The organism is Mucilaginibacter sp. P4_E8 (assembly GCF_056401495.1).
In genome coordinates this window covers 1-4,187 of sequence record NZ_JBFUJG010000249.1, presented here as the reverse complement: position 1 = coordinate 4,187, position 4,187 = coordinate 1, and the positions used below count along the sequence as shown (strand labels likewise).

Below are 4,187 nucleotides of genomic sequence, written 5' to 3'. Positions count from 1 at the left end.
GTGAAATGGCAGGGAGGGGTTTATACGTGCGATTAAACCTGTAATGTTCAATAAACCCCTACCTCCCCCTTCCCCAAGGAAGGAATCGCACTAGGCCCAAGCTTTCTTTTTATTTCTTCCCAACACCTATAGTGTTATCACCGCACCACTTTTTTAACTTACCCTATCATCATTCCTTCAAACTTTTCCCAAAAACCATCGCGCGGTGTGGGGGCTATAATAAGTAAGGCAACATGTAAACGTCGCCCTTACTTATCCTAAATATATTGATGCTAATTCATGATCATGCCGTTAGGGTCAATAACAAATTTTTTGGCGGCGCCTTTATCAAAATCTTTATAACCGCTTGGCGCATCCTGTAGTTTTATCACCTGTACATTAACCGCTTTTGCAATCTGTACTTTATCATACAAAATAGCGTTCATCAGCTGGCGATGGTATTTCATTACCGGGCACTGACCGGTATAAAATGAATGTGATTTTGCCCAGCCTAAACCAATACGGATAGAGAGGTTCCCTTTTTTAGCAGCTTCATCCGAAGCCCCCGGATCACCGGTTACGTATAGCCCCGGAATACCTATGGCTCCACCAGCACGGGTAATTTCCATGGCAGAGTTTAGTACGGTTGCTGCTTGTTCTTTATTAGCATCGGCACCATGCCCTTTGGCTTCAAAGCCTACGCAATCTACAAAGCTGTCTACTTCAGGTACGCCAACTATGGCTTCAATCTGATCACCAAGTGATGCTTCCTGAGACAGGTCAACAGTTTCGCAACCGAAGCTGCGGGCTTGCTCCAGGCGCTCTTTATTCATATCGCCCACAATAACAACCGCGGCGCCCAATAACTGGCATGATGCCGCGCAAGCCAAACCAACCGGCCCGGCACCTGCAACGTAAACAATGGAACCCGGGCCAACGCCGGCAGTAACAGCTCCATGAAAACCCGTCGGAAAAATATCTGACAGGAGGGTAAGATCCTTTATTTTTTCCATGGCCCTGTCTTTATCCGGGAATTTAAGCAGGTTAAAATCGGCATAAGGCACCATTACATACTCGGCCTGGCCGCCTACCCAACCGCCCATATCCACATACCCGTAAGCAGCTCCGGGACGGGCGGGGTTCACATTAAGACAAATACCCGTTTGGCCGGCTTTGCAATTGCGGCACCTGCCGCAGGCTATATTGAAAGGCACCGATACCAGATCGCCTTCTTTTATAAATTCAACATCTCTGCCTGCTTCAATCACAATGCCGGTTATCTCGTGCCCAAGTATGAGACCGGCGGGGGCGGTTGTGCGTCCCCGTACCATGTGCTGGTCGCTGCCGCAAATATTGGTAGCTACTATTTTAATGATAACCCCGTGATGGCATTGTCTGTTGCCGATGGCCAGTTTTGGATAATCTATTTCGCGTACTTCAACCTCACCTGGTTTTATATACGCAACTCCGTGGTTTTGACACATAATATTTTAATTTAAATGAATTAAAATCAAGAGACTGAAACTATAACGCCGCAGCACCTGCCGAAGCTACTTCATGGTCCTGCTCAACAGAGCCGCCCGATACACCTATGGCGCCTACTATCTTTCCGCTGCCGTCTTTTAGCAATACCCCGCCGGGAAATGATATTAAACCTCCATTTGAATGTTCAATATTGTATAGTGGTCCGCCGGGTTGGGATAGTTTGCCTATTTCGCCGGAGTTCATATCAAAAAAACGTGCGGTTTTAGCCTTCCTGATAGATATATCGACCGAACCTAACCAGGCATTATCCATGCGGTGGAAGGATACCAGGTTGGCGCCTTCATCAACAATGGCAATGTTCATGGGTACTCCAATTTGCTTTGCCTTTACTTTGGCAGCCTGCGACAGTTTTTCTGCCTGCTCTAATGTAATGCTCATAAAGTTTTGTTTTAGGTAAATTAATATGATAAAGGTAGTACCCAATACCAAAAGCGTAATGGAACAATAGTGCCATAAAACAACACAATAATGCTTTATTGTTGTTGCTATGAAACAAGTTGTGAATTATGAACCACCGGCAAATTTTAATCCCATTAGGCTCAGCTGAAAACCATTACGAAACCGAAACGCTTGTTGAACACCGTAAGCTGTACAAACTGGCACATTGCGAGGTTAATATTTTTGAAACCAATGAGCAATGCGGCAATCTTGATCTGCGGTATAACGGGCTGGTCATATCAAGTATGCTCAGGGGAAAGAAGACGGTTGGTATGTTAAACCAGTCGAGGTTTGATTTTTTGCCCGGCGAAACACTCATACTGCCAGAGGGCATGCCTATTAATGTTGATTTTCCGGATGTGGATAAGAAACATCCTGTACAATGTGTTACCATGGTTATTGACTGGAGCAAAGTAACCGCGACACTTGATTATTTAAATAACACTTATCCCGGCGAAATCGGAGAGGAGCGATGGAACCTTAATTTTACGCAATATCATTTTCACAACAACCGTGAGCTTACCGGCCTTATCCATAAGCTTATTGCTATCAGCATGGAAGATAATATCAATAAAGACGCTCTTGCCGATATTACCTTAACTGAATTATTGATACGCACTATACAAACACAAAAGCAGCAACTGGTTAATAACAACAAGGCAGATATAAACCGTTTAACCGGGGTCATTAAATATATCCGGATGCATTTAACGGAACAAATTAATATTGATGCACTGTGTAATGAAGCCTGCATGAGTAAAACAAACTTTTTCCGTACGTTTAAAGATACTTTTGGACTGTCGCCGGTTGAGTTTATTATACAGGAGCGTATAGGTTTGGCCAAAATGCTGTTAAAAAATCCTTCCATTAATATATCCGAAGTCTGTTTCAAGTCGGGGTTTAATAATCTCAATTATTTTATACGCCTGTTTAAACGTTTTGAAGGGATAACGCCAGGGTTATATTTAAAAAGCTAAACAGGGCTACTTTCAGCCTCGTAACACCACCCACCAGCCGAAAAAGTGAAAAAATAATTGCGCAAGTAAATGCTTGCTCTTATATTTGCAAGTAAGTACTTGCGCAATCATGAAAACCAGACGAGACGTTTACCAGGCCATAGCCGACCCCACCCGAAGAGCAATAATTAATATGATTGCTACACAGCCGCATAATGTGAACACTATAGCCGCAAACTTTGCCGTTACACGCCAGGCCATCTCGTTACATATTCAAATCCTGGCTGATTGCGGCCTCATTAAAGTTAAGCAGCAGGGTCGCGACCGCTTTTGCGAAGCCCGGCTCGATCAGCTCAGTGAGGTATCAACGTGGGTTGACCAGTACCGGCAGCATTGGGAAAGTAAATTAGACAATCTTGAAAAATATGTAGCACAATTAAAAGATGAAAGAAATGGAAAGCACAAAAAGTAATACCACTGATCGCGAATTACGCTTAACACGAACATTAGATGCGCCAGTTGAACTGGTATGGGAAGCATGGACCCAGCCTGAGCATATTGCCCAGTGGTGGGGGCCCAATGGTTTCACCAACACTATAAGTAAAATGATCATGGAACCCGGAGGCGAATGGGATCTGGTATTGCATGGCCCCGACGGAACCGACTATAAAAACAAAAGCATATTTAAAGAGATCGTTCCGCTCAAAAAAATCGTGTTCGATCATGTGAGCAGTCCTAAGTTTGTGGCTACCATTGAATTTGAAGCAAAGGGCGAACAAACATTTATTAGCTGGCATATGCTTTTTGAAACACATGAGCAATTTATCCAGGTTGTAAAAACGTTTAAAGCTGATGAAGGATTAAAACAAAATTTAGAAAAGCTCAGTCAATATTTAAAAAACGTAAAGTAGCCTTTACTTTAGATAGAGGAGGTATGTGCGATTCCCCTCTTGAGAGGGGGCAGGGGTGTGTTTCTTCAGAGATAAGTGCATAACACACCCCTGCCAACCCGCAAATCTTCGCGCCCCCTCTCAAGAGGGGAATTATAGCAGGTCTGGATTCAGCCTGTGGTCGGTGTTATCACCACAGGTGTTCGGAAGATTGTAATTGCAGTATATATTCCCTCCCTTGGGAGGGGTGCCGTGGATTGTGCAGTGGCAGGGAGGGGTTTCTACGCGCGATTAAACCTGTAATGTTCAATAAACCCCTACCTCCCCCTTCCCCAAGGAAGGAATCGCACTAGGCCCAAGCTTTCTTTTTATTTCTTCC

The 4,187-nt window shown here is 44.2% G+C and carries 5 protein-coding genes; 3 read left to right on the top strand and 2 right to left on the bottom strand.

Going from position 1 to position 4,187, the window contains the following annotated elements; all coding sequences use genetic code 11:
* Window positions 1-272 precede the first annotated feature (272 nt).
* Both fdhA and AC1DRQ_RS29770 read right to left on the bottom strand, forming a co-directional pair.
* On the bottom strand, window positions 273-1,463 hold the full coding sequence (fdhA, locus tag AC1DRQ_RS29775; RefSeq protein ID WP_429400930.1) for a formaldehyde dehydrogenase, glutathione-independent: 1,191 nt from the start codon (window positions 1,461-1,463) through the stop codon (window positions 273-275).
* A 40-nt stretch (window positions 1,464-1,503) separates the two neighbouring features.
* Window positions 1,504-1,902 carry a GlcG/HbpS family heme-binding protein gene (locus AC1DRQ_RS29770; protein WP_477429491.1) on the bottom strand — a complete coding sequence of 133 codons (399 nt, stop codon included), beginning with the start codon at window positions 1,900-1,902 and terminating at the stop codon, window positions 1,504-1,506.
* A 128-nt stretch (window positions 1,903-2,030) separates the two neighbouring features.
* Between AC1DRQ_RS29770 and AC1DRQ_RS29765 the strand changes: the two genes are divergently transcribed.
* The 3 genes from AC1DRQ_RS29765 (at window position 2,031) to AC1DRQ_RS29755 (ending at window position 3,829) form a co-directional block, all read left to right on the top strand.
* The gene (locus tag AC1DRQ_RS29765) at window positions 2,031-2,939 is read left to right on the top strand and encodes a helix-turn-helix domain-containing protein (protein ID WP_477429489.1); all 909 of its coding nucleotides are present in this window, start codon (window positions 2,031-2,033) and stop codon (window positions 2,937-2,939) included.
* A 109-nt stretch (window positions 2,940-3,048) separates the two neighbouring features.
* Entirely contained in the window at window positions 3,049-3,390 is a 342-nt protein-coding gene (locus AC1DRQ_RS29760) for an ArsR/SmtB family transcription factor (RefSeq protein ID WP_477429487.1), read from the top strand.
* Window positions 3,371-3,829: an SRPBCC family protein gene (locus tag AC1DRQ_RS29755; RefSeq protein ID WP_477429485.1), complete on the top strand. Its 459-nt coding sequence runs from the start codon at window positions 3,371-3,373 to the stop codon at window positions 3,827-3,829. Before AC1DRQ_RS29760 ends, AC1DRQ_RS29755 begins: the two co-directional genes overlap by 20 nt.
* Window positions 3,830-4,187 lie beyond the last annotated feature (358 nt).